This is a genomic window from Citrobacter sp. RHBSTW-00986 (assembly GCF_013783065.1).
Taxonomy (GTDB): Bacteria; Pseudomonadota; Gammaproteobacteria; order Enterobacterales; family Enterobacteriaceae; genus Citrobacter; species Citrobacter braakii.
The window spans coordinates 2,027,403-2,040,728 of sequence record NZ_CP056200.1 but is presented as its reverse complement, the minus strand read 5'-3'; the positions used below and the strand labels follow the sequence as shown (position 1 = coordinate 2,040,728).

Sequence of the window (13,326 nt, the reverse complement as noted above, 5' to 3'; positions counted from 1 at the left end):
TCAGGCGGCTGTGATCGCCACACGTTGTTCGCGGTTTAATCCCTGCAATGCAGAGACATCGACAATCAGCGCGACGCTGCCGTCGCCGAGGATCGTTGCTGCAGAAATACCTGGCACTTTGCGGTAGTTGCTTTCCAGGTTTTTAACGACCACCTGGTGTTGACCAATTAACTGATCGACCAGCAGCGCGTAGCGACGCCCTGCACTTTGCAAAATCACCACAATACCTTGAGTCGCTTCGGTTTTTGCGCCTTCAACCTCAAAGACTTTCCACAGCTCAACCAGCGGTAAATATTCGCCACGCACTTCCAGCACGCGCTCTCCTCCGGCCAGCGGATGGAGATCTTCTTCGCGCGGTTGCAGTGATTCCATAACGGCATTCAGCGGCAGAATAAAGACTTCGTCGGCCACGCGCACAGACATGCCGTCGAGGATCGCCAGCGTCAGCGGCAGCAGTATTCGGATAGTCGTCCCCTGCCCCTGTTTGGACTGGATCTCAACATGGCCCCCCATCTCCTGGATATTTCGCTTCACCACATCCATACCCACGCCGCGGCCAGAGACATCCGTCACCTGTTCAGCGGTCGAGAAGCCCGGGGCGAAGATCAGCATACCGACTTCGTCATCGCTCATGTTTTCGTGGATCGGCATCCCCTGGGAGATAGCTTTGGCGAGGATTCGTTCACGGTTCAGACCGGCGCCATCATCGGTGACTTCAATACAGATATTCCCGCCCTGGTGCTCCGCGGAAAGCGTCAGATTACCGATTGGGCTTTTCCCGGCTTCAAGGCGTTTTTCCGGCAGTTCAATACCGTGATCGAGGCTGTTACGCACCAGGTGCGTCAACGGATCGATGATGCGTTCAATCAGGCTCTTGTCGAGTTCGGTTGAGCTTCCCACCTGTGTCAGTTCGACCTGTTTACCCAGCTTACCGGCCAAGTCGCGCACCAGACGCGGAAAACGGCTGAACACGTACTCCATGGGCATCATACGAATCGACATCACCGACTCTTGCAAGTCGCGGGCGTTACGTTGTAACTGACCCATACTGGTGATGAGATCGCCATGATTGACGGGATCCAGTTCGTTAGAACGTTGTGCCAGCATAGACTGGGTGATGACCAACTCACCGACCAGGTTAATGAGCTGATCGACCTTCTCAACCGCTACGCGGATGCTGGTTGACTCGCTGGCACGGGCGGGTTTGTCGCGTTCCGCGCGTCCGTTTGGCGCTTCGCTGGCGGCGGCTTTCGCCGCTGGCGCAACGGCAACCGGCTGCGGCTTCGCGACAACGGCTACCGTTTCTGCTTCAGCTTCAGCTTCAGTTTCAACGGCTACGGGCGCTGCGCTGACGGTTTCGAATTCAATCTGATCAGCTTCAATCACAAAGCACAGCACTGCGATGATGTCATCTTCTGCGAGGTTGCCATCAAGCGTTGCTGACAACGTGTCGCTCCCTTTCACCACATCGGTTAAGGTCGCCAGGTTCCCCAGCTCCTCTTCCAGTAAATCCACTTCATTGGCTTTCAGGCGCGTGAGAATAATGCGTTTCTTGCTCTCTTCACTTGCAGACTCAGGCTGTGCAACCGCCTCTTCCTGCATTGCAGCGCTGTCAACAACGCTCAGTTTTGCGGTGTTGACGACTGCCGGTGCGGTTTCACCTTTCGCTTCGAGCGCTAACTGTCGTAACGCATTACAAATGTACTCAAAGCTGGCGGCATCCGGCTCCTCTGAGTTTTTATAGGCGTCGAGCTGTTCCTGCATAATATCTTTCGTTTCCAAAAACAGGTTGATAATGTCGGCATTGAGCTGCATCTCGCCACGCCGCGCTTCATCCAGCAGGTTTTCCATCAGATGGGTCGTTTCCTGCAAAATGGTAAAGCCGAAGGTGCCCGCCCCGCCTTTTATCGAGTGCGCAGCACGAAAAATTGCATTCAGCTGTTCGGAATCCGGGGCTTCAGGAACCAAATCAAGCAGGTGTTGCTCCATGTCAGCCAACAGTTCGTCAGCTTCATCAAAAAATGTTTGATAAAAATCGCTTATATCCATGCTCACGCTATCACCTCGGATTGGCTGGTGGCGATGTGGGAACGCTTGCCGGCGGGAGTTCCGCTGGCTGTTGTAAGACACTTACCGGCTCATTCTGGCTTTCAGCGTTTTCATGCAAAATGGCCTCTTCCGCCTGCTTATTGAGAACCAGCAGGCTAATACGGCGGTTGATAGCGTCTTCAGGACCGCGATCGCTCAGACGCATCGTGGCGGCCATACCTACCACACGTAATACTTTTCCATCATCCAGACCGCCGCTAACCAGTTCGCGACGCGACGCGTTAGCGCGATCGGCGGACAACTCCCAGTTGCTATACCCTTTTTCACCATTGGCGTAAGGGTAATCATCCGTATGGCCGGAGAGGCTGATTCGATTAGGAATGCCGTTAAGCACTGGCGCTATGGCTCGCAGGATATCGCGCATATACGGTTCCACCTCAGCGCTACCGGTTTTAAACATCGGGCGATTCTGACTGTCGATAATCTGTATCCGCAGCCCTTCCTGAACTAAATCAATTTTCAAATGCGGGCGCAGCGCACGCAGTTTGGGGTCAGATTCAATCAACTGATCGAGATCGCCGCGAAGTTTGCTCAAGCGGCTTTGTTCCATGCGTTTTCTCAGATCATCGATATTCGGCTGCTTGTTCACCTCTCCCTGCTGCTGGGTGTAATCATCCCCGCCGCCAGGAATTGGACTTTGGCTATTCGAAATACGATTTCCCCCGGTTACCGCAGTAGCCAGCGGCGTACGGAAATATTCGGCAATCTGGATCAATTCTTTAGGGCTAGAGATGGAAATGAGCCACATCACCAGAAAGAAGGCCATCATCGCGGTCATAAAATCGGCGTAGGCGATTTTCCACGAACCATGCGCCCCACCACCGTGACCTTTATGCTTGCGTCGCTTTACAACGATAATGGGATGGGCCTGATTTTTCATGCGTCCTCGGTCGTCTGCTGCGCAGTTGGATTTCTCACCGCACGAACATGCTCTTCCAGTTCGATAAACGATGGACGTTCGCTGGAATACAGAGTCTTACGACCAAATTCGACGGCAATTGGCGGCGCGTAACCATTCAGATTGGAGAGCAGAGTTATCTTCACACACTGCATCATTTTGGTGGTTTCAGCGCTTTTCTGGCGCAGAACGCTGGCAAGCGGAGAAATAAATCCATAGGCCAGTAAAATACCGAGGAATGTCCCTACCATGGCATGTGCAATCAGCGAACCCAGTTCAGCCGCCGGACGATCGGCAGAAGCCAGCGCATGGACAACCCCCATGACCGCCGCCACGATCCCGAACGCCGGTAATGAATCCCCCACCATCGCCAGACTGTTGGCCGGGACTTCGGCCTCACTTTCGTGCGTCTCAATCTCTTCATCCATCAGCGCTTCAATTTCAAACGTGTTCATGTTGCCGCTGATGATCAGACGCAGATAATCGACAATGAAATCAAGCATCACGGCATCAGCAAGAATGCGCGGATAGCTGGCGAAAATTTCACTCTCTTTGGGGTTTTCGATATCGCGTTCAAGCGAGAACATGCCCTGCTGACGTGACTTGGCCATCAGGCGATACAACAGCGCCAGCAGATCCATATACATCGCTTTGGTGTATTTTGAACGACGAAAAAGCATCGGGATGGCTTTCATCGTCCCCTTAATGGCTTTCCCGTTATTGCCGACGATGAATGCCCCAATACCCGCGCCACCGATAATCACCAGCTCAGCCGGTTGATAGAGTGCCCCAAGGTGTCCGCCGGTCATCATGTAACCGCCGAAAACTGTACCAATAACAACCAGGTAACCTAATAAGATAAGCACGACATCATCCTTTCGCAATTGACTATGACAGGATGCGCAGTCGGGCTGTTAACTCGAGGTCAGGACAAAAAAAAGCAGCGGTAATCGCTTACCGCTGCTGGAGTGTTTGTCCACACCGTATCAGTTAAACAGCCTGTTCGATCTGTTCATCCAGCAGTTGTGGAATAATATCGGCAGCATTCTGGGAAAGTTTACGTCTTTTTACGGCGCGTGATGGCGGTTGGCATAAACTGCAGGCAAAGCTGCCTGCGGGTTGGTGAGCGTGGGTAATAAAATTCCCACCGCAGCAATTGCATCGGGACAACTCCAGCAATCCGCTGTCGACAAAACGCACCAACGTCCATGCGCGAGTTAACGCCAGCAGTGGCCCTTCTTCTGGCTGCGGGCACTGCTCAAGATATAAACGATACGCTTTGATCACGGCATCCACGCCGCTGCACAAACCAGTTTTGAGCAGGAATTGCCATGCGTTGCAAAACATCGAAGCATGAATATTTTGTTCCCACGTCATAAACCAGTCGGTGGAGAAAGGCAGCATCCCTTTTGGCGGAGGGCTGCCGCGTAATTCTTTATACAGCTTGATAAGTCGGCCACGGCTTAATTGCGTTTCGCTTTCCAGCATTTGCAAACGGGCGCCCAATGTGATTAATTCCATCGCTAGCTGGATATCACGCGCTTCCTGAACAATGCTTTTTTCGCTCATCATCAAGCCCTTTTCTTGCGCGCTGCTTCATCGATGTCGCTTAACAGTCGCGTTGAAAGCATGATACCGGTATGAATTTGCTGAAGATCGTCAACGCGGGAGTCTTGCGTCAGGCGAGTAACGGTCTGGTGATCGTCGAAACGGAAATGACAGACCAGTTGGTTTGTTTCAGCCAGTTTGACCATTTGTGGAAGTGTTAATGTTGCCAACGTGTCCGCCATTTCTTCGCTGATACCAAGGCGAAACATCGCAGATGCTTTGTCCTGAACGATCAAACGCTGTGCAAGCAATAAATATGACAAATTGATGTCATAGATGTGTTTCAGCAACTCGGATGTATGCATTATTTGCATCCATAATAACCAACATTGTTTTCATGCGGTGAAACCGCACCCCGTGATGTCGCCGGGAAGGCCCGGTAAAAAAAAGCAAAAGGTCAAATACATAGCAGCGTGACGGCACTTACGCGTTGTCTAAACATTCCCTTTTCAGAAAGCCGCGCCCCTTACAAGCTCACATCAATTCTTACAAATGTCTAAGATTTTTCCTAATTCGACGCAACTCTACCCGCCGCCCGTTACACATACAACGTAGCTATGCTGCGAATTTGAAGAATATGTGACATAGATCACATAAACCAGCTAAACACTTAACATAAATCCATCAGCACAGCTTTTACTTTGCTTATTTTTTAATCTCAAGTTCGCCATTTCAATTCCTGACATACGAATATTCTTGCAATAAAAGCGAATAGTATTTTGTTCACAAACGTTAATATCACCTTGTGAAATAGCGAGCTTGATCACATATTTAATGTAAAACACTATTTTAATTAAATCCTTTATAAACAATGACTTAAATATTAAGGGTGATTAATTAATACCGGGTAGTGATAACCCGTTAAATGTTAACTTATGTTAATTTTTAATTAACACATTGTTTTCATTAGCGGTGAGTTTTACTTAAGTAAGCTGAACGTATTTCCAAGTTATATGACGCAATTATTCTATTTATAAGAATAATTAATGAATAACCATGATGACATTCACACTATCCAGGAAGGAAACGTTGCAGTATGGAGTAAGCCGAGCAATGCTGAGAAACCCTCTCATAATTCTTGAAAAAAGGAGCGAGTTATGAGCTATACACACATTCTTGTGGCCGTTGCCGCCACCCCTGAAAGCCAGCAGTTGTTAGCCAAGGCGGTTTCAATCGCTCGCCCTGTCAACGCTCGTATTAGCCTGATAACCCTGGTCTCAGACCCTGAACTGTATAATCAGTTTGCAGCACCTATGCTGGAGGACCTGCGTGAAGTGATGCAAGAGGAGACTCAGGATTTTATCGACAAGCTCAGCAAAGAAGCACAGTACCCCATTGAGCATACCTTTATTACCTATGGGGCACTGAATGAACATATTCTGGATGTATGCCGTAAACACGCGGTCGATCTGGTCATTTATGGCAACCATAACCACAGCTTCTTTTCGCGCGCATCCTGCTCAGCAAAAAGCGTGATCGGTGCCAGCCATGTGGATGTTCTGCTGGTTCCACTGGCTGGAGATTGACCTGCGTTTACTGAGCGTTACGCCAGTTTAGTGCAGGGAGAAACGTTGTCTGGCAATGGCTGTTTACTCTGACGTGGGATGACTTTTTCCAGATCGCAAATGAACCTCGCCTGCCAGTTGTCGATATCGTTTTTAATGATAGTTTCGAGCATCTCAGCGTGGCGGGAGATACGCTCAGCAAGCGGCATCGTCAGAGCCTGGTTTAATGCGCCAGCCACTTCGTCGCGGTCATAAGGATTAACAATAAGCGCGGCAGTTAGCTCATTCGCGGCCCCGGCAAATTGCGATAACACCAGCACGCCGGGGTTGGCAGGATCCTGCGCGGCCACGAATTCTTTCGCGACCAGGTTCATACCATCTCGCAGCGGCGTCACCAGCCCTACATCAGAGTAGCGGAAGATTTTCATCAGCAATTTACGATCAAAGTACTGGTTCAAATAATAGAGCGGCGTCCACCCCAACTGCCCATATTTACCGTTAATCCTCCCCGCTTCAGTCTCCAGTTGGTGCCGAATATCCTGGTAGGCCTGCACCTCTTCACGCGAAGTTGGCGCTATCTGGGTGTAGCGAATTTTACCGTGGTGCTGCGGATAGTGTTCCAGCAGAGCCTCATAGGCCTGAAAGCGCTCCGGCAAACCTTTAGAATAATCCAGACGCTCAACGGAGAAGATATTCTGCACATTTTTAAGTTCTGCTTTCAGTTGCGCCAGCTTCGGCGGCAAAGGTCCGGAAGCCTGACGGGCGATCTCATCCGGCTCAATACCGATGGGATAGACCTGGGTACGAAACGCTTTTCCCCATGCACGGTGGTGCTGCTCGCTCTGAGTGGTTACCTGAGTCTGGGCTGCCAGACAATCCAGAAAAGCCTGACGATCGTTCTCGGTCTGGAAACCGAGTAAATCAAAATCACACATCTGCTCAAGTAGCGTCTGATGTGGGGGTAAGGCATTAAAGATTTCCGGCGTCGGAAAAGGGATGTGCAGGAAAAAACCGATACGGTTATTCACGCCCCGTTTACGCAGCTCGCTGGCAAACGGCAACAGATGGTAATCATGAACCCAGATTATGTCGTCATCGCTGAGCAGCGGCAGCAGTTTATCTACCAGCAAGGCATTCACCCGCTGATAGCCCTCCCATGCAGGACGCTGAAACTGTACCAAATCGAGGCGATAGTGAAATGCAGGCCATAAAACCGCATTAGAAAACTGGCAGTAATACTCTTCGTAATCCTGTTCACTCAAATTAAACGAAGCCCAGGTAATATTGCCACGCGTGACTTTTTTTAATGGTTTGTCCTCATTACCCGTGTCGCCACTCCAGCCAAACCACAGGCCACCAGCAGCCTTCAACGCGCCCAGCACACCGACGGCAAGCCCACCTGCGCTCCCTTTGTCATCAGGTGAGGCGATACGATTAGATACTACGACTAAACGACTCATAGCCACCTCTTCTGTTATTCGTTGCTTTCGATTCTTTCTGCGAAGAGTTAATTTGTTCCAGCCAGTGCCAGACATCACTCACGCCATCCAGACGCCATGTCGCCTGCGTCGCTCCATTCCCCACCTTCACGGAAATGCCCCCTGCGCGATTAACCACGCCAAATCCTGTTTCGTCCGTCAGATCGTCACCAAAAAAAACGGGGATCCGTCCGGCAAAAGGTGCTTCCTGCATAAATGCGGCAATTGCGTCGCCTTTGTTCGTACCCTTTGGTTTTATCTCCACAACGCATTTTCCGTGCTGTAAAGCCAACTGCGGCCATCTGTGCGTGATGCGCTCAGCCAGATTAATTAGCGCCGCTTCATGTTCCGGGGCCTGGCGATAGTGCAGTGCGAACGCCATCCCTTTTGCTTCAAGCGTTGTACCCGGCATCGTCGCCAAGGCGGTACTTAATAGCTCTCCTGCTTCGCGTTCTATTGCCGCAGCCAGGCGCACTATATGAGTTTGACCATTGATGTCACGGCGCTCTGCCCCATGCACTCCGGCGAGCGGAAAACGAAAGGGAGTGGTAAGCGCGTCAAGCTCGACCATCGAGCGCCCTGAAATCAATGCCAGCGCACCCGCATTATGCGTCGCCAACTGATGTAATAACTGCAGGATTGTCTGAGGGACAACGACCTGGTCTGGATAAGGTTTGATCTCAGCCAGCGTCCCATCGAGATCAAAAAAATAAGCACAGCTTGCAGATTGTTCAGGGGGTAAGATCAGTGATGCTGTCACCCGGTTATCCTCCTCATCATGGTCTGTACGCCGCGCGGATCGCGCCGTATATATGATGTATGACGGATATAAGTATAGACAGTGTGACCATGCTCGCCATTTGGAAAAACAATCGCCAGCCGGGTAGCGGCTGGCGATGAGCTAAAGCTAGACTAAAAAGTTGGGGTTAAAATCATCAAACAGTACGCTTCGCTTTTTGCTTGTAACGGTCGAAGATCACCGCCGCCAGCAGGATCAGACCACGTACGACATACTGTGCGAACGGAGAGATGTTCAGCAGGTTCATTGCATTCTCAACCGTTCCCAGAATCAACACCCCGGCTACCACATATGAGATTTTTCCGATGCCGCCTTTAAGCGAAACGCCCCCTAACACGCACGCGGAAATCACGATCAGCTCATAGCCGATTGAGGTCATTGGCTGGCCGCTGGTCATACGTGATGCGAGGATAATCCCGGCGATGGCGGATACCAGCCCGGACAGAATAAAGATAATAATTTTGGTACGAACGACCGGAACCCCAGCCAGACGTGCCGCCTCTTCATTCCCCCCAATGGCCAGCGTGTTACGACCAAACGTGGTTTTATTGAGCAGTAAGCCAAAAACGATGAAACAGACGACCGTGATCCAGATAGGTGCCGGCAGACCAAACCAGTTGGCGTAGCCGAGAGTGAAGAAGCGCTCGTCTTCAATCCCTACCGCCTTACCGTCGGAAATAATGTAGGCCAGACCACGCACAATCTGCATCGTCGCAAGGGTCGTGATCAGGGCGTTAATTTTCAGCCGTGCAATCACGAACCCATTCACCAGACCACATAGAATACCGAGCAGTAGCCCGGCAGCCACGCCAATCCACAGGCTTTCGGTCATATTAATGACCACGGCTGTAGTGACCCCGGCGCAGGCAATCACGGAGGCAACGGACAGGTCGAAGTCACCGGATGCCAGGCAAAACAGCATCCCACACGCGACCATACCCGACATCGATACCGCCAGCCCCAGCCCCTTCATGTTGATGAAAGTGGCAAAGTTAGGCACAAAGAGGGAACAAACCAGGAACAGCGCGGCGAACACGACCAGCATCCCGTATTGATCCCAAATGCGACCAAGATTTAGCGCCGACTTTGCAGCACCTGAACCCGATGTTGAAACGGAAGACATCATTCTCTCCTTATTCAGGCTACAGCCTGGCTAACTTTTGGCATAGCAAGGCTTAACGCCTGGCGCTCATCCGCCTGTTCATGAAGTAACTCACCGGCAATTTCGCCTTCTCTCATCACCACAATACGGTCGGCGACACCGAGCACTTCTGGCAGATCGCTGGAAGCAAACAGCACGGCCACGCCGCGCGCCGCGAGGGCATAAATCACGTTATAAATTTCATGCTTGGCGCCCACATCAATACCGCGTGTAGGTTCGTCCAGCAAAATCACTTTCATCTCTTCCGATAACCAACGGCCGAGAATAGCCTTCTGTTGATTACCGCCGGAGAGGTTCATAATCAGTTGCTCCGCGCCCGGCGTTTTAATATTGAGTGAGCGAATATGGTGATCGGCATTGGTCTCTTCCCAGCCGTTGTTGATCACGCATCCGCCCAGAACATGTTTACGACGGGCACTGATGTTGATGTTGTTACGCACCGAATGGACCGGAATGATCCCTTCAGCCTTGCGATCTTCCGGGCACAGCATCATCCCCGCTTCAATGGCGTGGCTCGGTTTACGGATATCAATAGGCTGTTCATCGATAAACACCTGGCCTGCCGTGATACGCGTGCCGCCAAACAGACCTTTCATTAATTCGCTACGTCCGGCGCCCACCAGTCCAAACAATCCGACAATTTCACCACTGAGCACTGATAAACTGATCGGGGTACGCACGCCTGGGGCTTTGACGTCATGCAAACGCAGGCGCTCTGCACCATAAGGTCTGGATTTCCAGCCATAAATATCACCGAGGTCGCGCCCGACCATCGCCTGTACCAGCGCGTCGTGATCGACCTGCTGCATATCCGTGAACGTTTTGACGTAATGACCATCTTTAAACACGGTGATGGCATCGCTAAGGGCAAAGATCTCCTCCATACGGTGCGAAACGTACAGGATGATGCGCCCTTCGTTGCGTAGCTCACGGATGACGCGAAACAGATTCTCAATCTCTCGCGCTGAAAGGGAGCTGGTCGGTTCATCAAACGCGATAATTTTGGCGTTGCGCGCCAGCGCTTTCGCAATCTCCACCATCTGCCATTGACCAATGGAGAGGTATTTCAACGGCGTATCGGGATCGATATCCATGCCCAGATGCTTGAGCTGAAGCCCCGCTTCATAGTTCAGCAGCGAGCGGTTCACAATCCCGCCTTTGTGCGGCATCTGCCCTAAATAAATATTCTCGGCAACGGTCATTTCCGGGACGAGATGCAGCTCCTGGTAAATAATGGCAACACCGGCGTTCAGCGCGGCATTGGTGTCCGCAAACGAAATCTCTTGTCCACGGATCGCCAAAGATCCCGTCGTTGGCGCATAGTTGCCGCTGAGAATTTTTAATAGTGTTGATTTCCCGGCGCCATTTTCGCCCATCAGCGCATGCACCTGACCGGCATAGCAGTCGAAACTGATATCCGTGAGCGCTTTAACGCCGGGGAACGTTTTGCCAATGCCGCGAAATGAGAGATACGGGGTAGACTGTTGCATAACGTCTCCGTGAGTCAGATCTTTATGCCGGATAGCGGCTTTGCCTTATCCGGCCTACTGAGTACGCAATTCGTAGGCCGGATAAGACGCGTTGGCGTCGCATCCGGCATTTGTGTTACTTACCGCCTAAGCCTTTCTTCGCCAGTTCTTCTTTAAAGTTATCGCGGGTAATCAGCACCACATCCGTCACTTCAGTAAACGCCGGTGGCTCTGCACCTTTCGTTACCCAGTTGTAGAGCATCTCACTTGATTTGTAGCCGTGAACGTCCGGGCTTGGCAGGAGTGAACCGTAGAACCCGGTCGCTTCGCCTTTGGAGAGTTCGCTCACGGCATCAACGCCGTTGATGCCGATACCAATCACATTCGGCGCTTTGAAGCCCTGCCCTTCGGTCGCACGTACGCCGCCCAGCACGGTGTTGTCGTTCATGCCAACAATCAGCCAGTGTTTGACTTCAGGGTGCTGAACCAGCATGGAGTTAGCGGCATCGAATGCCCCGGGGATATCATTCGATTTAGTGGGGACCTGGTAGATCTGTTTTTCCGGGAAGCCCGCGGCTTTAAGCGCGTCCATTGAACCCGATGTACGGCGACGCGCGGTATCGAGTTCATTCGCGGTAATGGCCATTACGGCTGTGGATTTCACATCCCAACCGCGCTTTTGCATCTCCTTATACAGCTCCTGGCCCTGGCGCTCACCAATTTTGGTTGCAGCCATCATCACCAACGGCACGGTATCCATCGGCTTACCTTTGGCGTTAGCAAACTGGTCATCGACGGCAATGACTTTCATATCGTAGCCACGCGCCTTGGCCATAATGGCAGGCCCGAGTTTGGGGTCCGGCGTACAAATCACAAACCCTTTTGCGCCACTTGCAGCCAGGCTGTCGATGGCGTTAAGGGTCTTCTCACCATCCGGGACGGCAATTTTAATCACCTCAAAGCCAAGGTCTTTACCGGCTTTATCGGCAAATTTCCATTCAGTCTGGAACCACGGTTCTTCCGGTTGTTTGACCAGGAAACCGAGCTTCATGGATTCAGCGATAGCGGATTGTGACATAATGGCAGCCAGACCGATGGCAGCCAGCGCTTTAGTGAATTTGTGCATGGTTAACTCCAGCTTTAACGTTCTTTTATGTAGGGTAAAATCAGACGATTTTTTGTAATTCGGACGTAAAACAAGGCATTACCTTTTAGTGATAAGATCAATGCCAGTGCTGAGAGTAGTTTTAGCGGGAAATTGATTCTCCATAAGAGAGCGGCATCACACCACAGAATTACAGTAATTGCGTACATAAATTCAGCGGGAAATGACATAAAAAAACGCGGTTTTGTCGACGGGAAAAAAGAGGGATAGCAGATTAATCCATAACATCAGCCAACGAATCCTTGTTCCCGAATACCGAAGCATTCGGGAACATGATTACCATCGGTAATAAATGTGGTCAGCGTGATCGCGAACCGGAATGTCATCTCCCAGCAGGTGCGCCGCAAGCGTCAACGCAAAATCGAAAATATGCCCTAATCCTTTGCCGCTAATCAGATTGCCATCTTCAACAACCGGCGCATCGATATATTCCCCGTCCGTGACGTTTTGCCACAGATCGCCTGAGCAAACATAGCGACGCCCCTTCAGCAGACCGTTGCCGCCCAACACGCGCGCGGCCGCAGAACATACCGGGCAAATGAGCTTTCCTGCCTGATCATGACGGGATACAAACTGGATGACCGCCTCACTGGCGGCAAGATTAACGCTGCCCTGCGGCCCGCCTGGCAATACGACGGCATCGTAGAGATATGTCTGGCGCGCGGCCAGCGTGCTATCCATCACCATCGGTACGTCATGATAACTCACCACCGCACGTGACTCTGCGCAGGCCAGGGTTTCAACTTCGATATTCAGGCGACGCAGAATATCAAGGGTAACAATCGCCTCCGCCTCTTCAAAACCGGGTGCCAGCAGCACCGCAACCTTCTTCATATGTAACTCCTTGCTTAATCCACATAAACGAAATAATTAATGACGACCAGTGCAGACTGTTAAATTTCTCAATTTGATTAAAACTGATCTGGCGCAAAAAATTAGCCATCAGATAATTTGTACTACTCCATCCCGATCGTGAAATTGCCTTTCAACTTGGGCAGATAATCATCAGATGCCAGACAATACCTTATTGTGGAATTTAATTTTGTGATATGAAACACCATTTCATTATCATAAAAATCATTTAATAACATAAATTTCAACCTCTTACATTCATGTCATCTATATACCAAAAC

Annotated in this window: 12 protein-coding genes; 1 reads left to right on the top strand and 11 read right to left on the bottom strand. The window is 51.0% G+C overall.

The genetic code is table 11. The features are described from left to right. The 5 genes from cheA to flhD form a co-directional block, all read right to left on the bottom strand. On the bottom strand, positions 1 to 2,055 hold the full coding sequence (gene cheA / locus HV345_RS09995; RefSeq protein WP_016156813.1) for a chemotaxis protein CheA: 2,055 nt from the start codon (positions 2,053 to 2,055) through the stop codon (positions 1 to 3). Positions 2,056 to 2,059: 4 nt separating this feature from the next. Continuing rightward, entirely contained in the window at positions 2,060 to 2,989 is a 930-nt protein-coding gene (motB, locus tag HV345_RS09990; protein WP_016153441.1) for a flagellar motor protein MotB, read from the bottom strand. After that, positions 2,986 to 3,873, bottom strand: coding sequence for a flagellar motor stator protein MotA (gene motA / locus HV345_RS09985; RefSeq protein ID WP_016153442.1), 888 nt, complete (start codon positions 3,871 to 3,873; stop codon positions 2,986 to 2,988). The genes motB and motA overlap by 4 nt, the downstream gene beginning before the upstream one ends. 124 nt (positions 3,874 to 3,997) lie before the next feature. After that, positions 3,998 to 4,582 (bottom strand): flagellar transcriptional regulator FlhC, encoded by a 585-nt coding sequence (flhC, locus tag HV345_RS09980; protein WP_085951062.1) that lies wholly within the window; start codon positions 4,580 to 4,582, stop codon positions 3,998 to 4,000. Beyond that, positions 4,579 to 4,920: a flagellar transcriptional regulator FlhD gene (flhD, locus tag HV345_RS09975; protein WP_016153444.1), complete on the bottom strand. Its 342-nt coding sequence runs from the start codon at positions 4,918 to 4,920 to the stop codon at positions 4,579 to 4,581. Before flhD ends, flhC begins: the two co-directional genes overlap by 4 nt. A gap of 792 nt (positions 4,921 to 5,712) precedes the next feature. Between flhD and uspC the strand changes: the two genes are divergently transcribed. After that, positions 5,713 to 6,141 (top strand): universal stress protein UspC, encoded by a 429-nt coding sequence (gene uspC / locus HV345_RS09970; RefSeq protein ID WP_016153445.1) that lies wholly within the window; start codon positions 5,713 to 5,715, stop codon positions 6,139 to 6,141. 17 nt (positions 6,142 to 6,158) lie between these two features. On the opposite strand, the gene otsA is transcribed toward uspC, so the two are convergent. From otsA to HV345_RS09940, 6 genes are all read right to left on the bottom strand, one after another. Then, complete coding sequence (gene otsA, locus HV345_RS09965) at positions 6,159 to 7,580, bottom strand: alpha,alpha-trehalose-phosphate synthase (RefSeq protein WP_131346231.1); 1,422 nt, start codon at positions 7,578 to 7,580, stop codon at positions 6,159 to 6,161. After that, positions 7,555 to 8,358: a trehalose-phosphatase gene (gene otsB, locus HV345_RS09960; protein ID WP_101701142.1), complete on the bottom strand. Its 804-nt coding sequence runs from the start codon at positions 8,356 to 8,358 to the stop codon at positions 7,555 to 7,557. Before otsB ends, otsA begins: the two co-directional genes overlap by 26 nt. Before the next feature lie 175 nt (positions 8,359 to 8,533). Continuing rightward, positions 8,534 to 9,520: an L-arabinose ABC transporter permease AraH gene (gene araH, locus HV345_RS09955; RefSeq protein ID WP_016153448.1), complete on the bottom strand. Its 987-nt coding sequence runs from the start codon at positions 9,518 to 9,520 to the stop codon at positions 8,534 to 8,536. Between the two features lie 14 nt (positions 9,521 to 9,534). Then, the gene (araG, locus tag HV345_RS09950) at positions 9,535 to 11,049 is read right to left on the bottom strand and encodes an arabinose ABC transporter ATP-binding protein AraG (RefSeq protein WP_181636569.1); all 1,515 of its coding nucleotides are present in this window, start codon (positions 11,047 to 11,049) and stop codon (positions 9,535 to 9,537) included. A gap of 115 nt (positions 11,050 to 11,164) precedes the next feature. Further along, positions 11,165 to 12,154 (bottom strand): arabinose ABC transporter substrate-binding protein, encoded by a 990-nt coding sequence (locus HV345_RS09945; protein ID WP_016156818.1) that lies wholly within the window; start codon positions 12,152 to 12,154, stop codon positions 11,165 to 11,167. Positions 12,155 to 12,469: 315 nt separating this feature from the next. Further along, complete coding sequence (locus tag HV345_RS09940) at positions 12,470 to 13,027, bottom strand: DJ-1/PfpI family protein (protein WP_181636568.1); 558 nt, start codon at positions 13,025 to 13,027, stop codon at positions 12,470 to 12,472. Between the last annotated feature and the right edge of the window lie 299 nt (positions 13,028 to 13,326).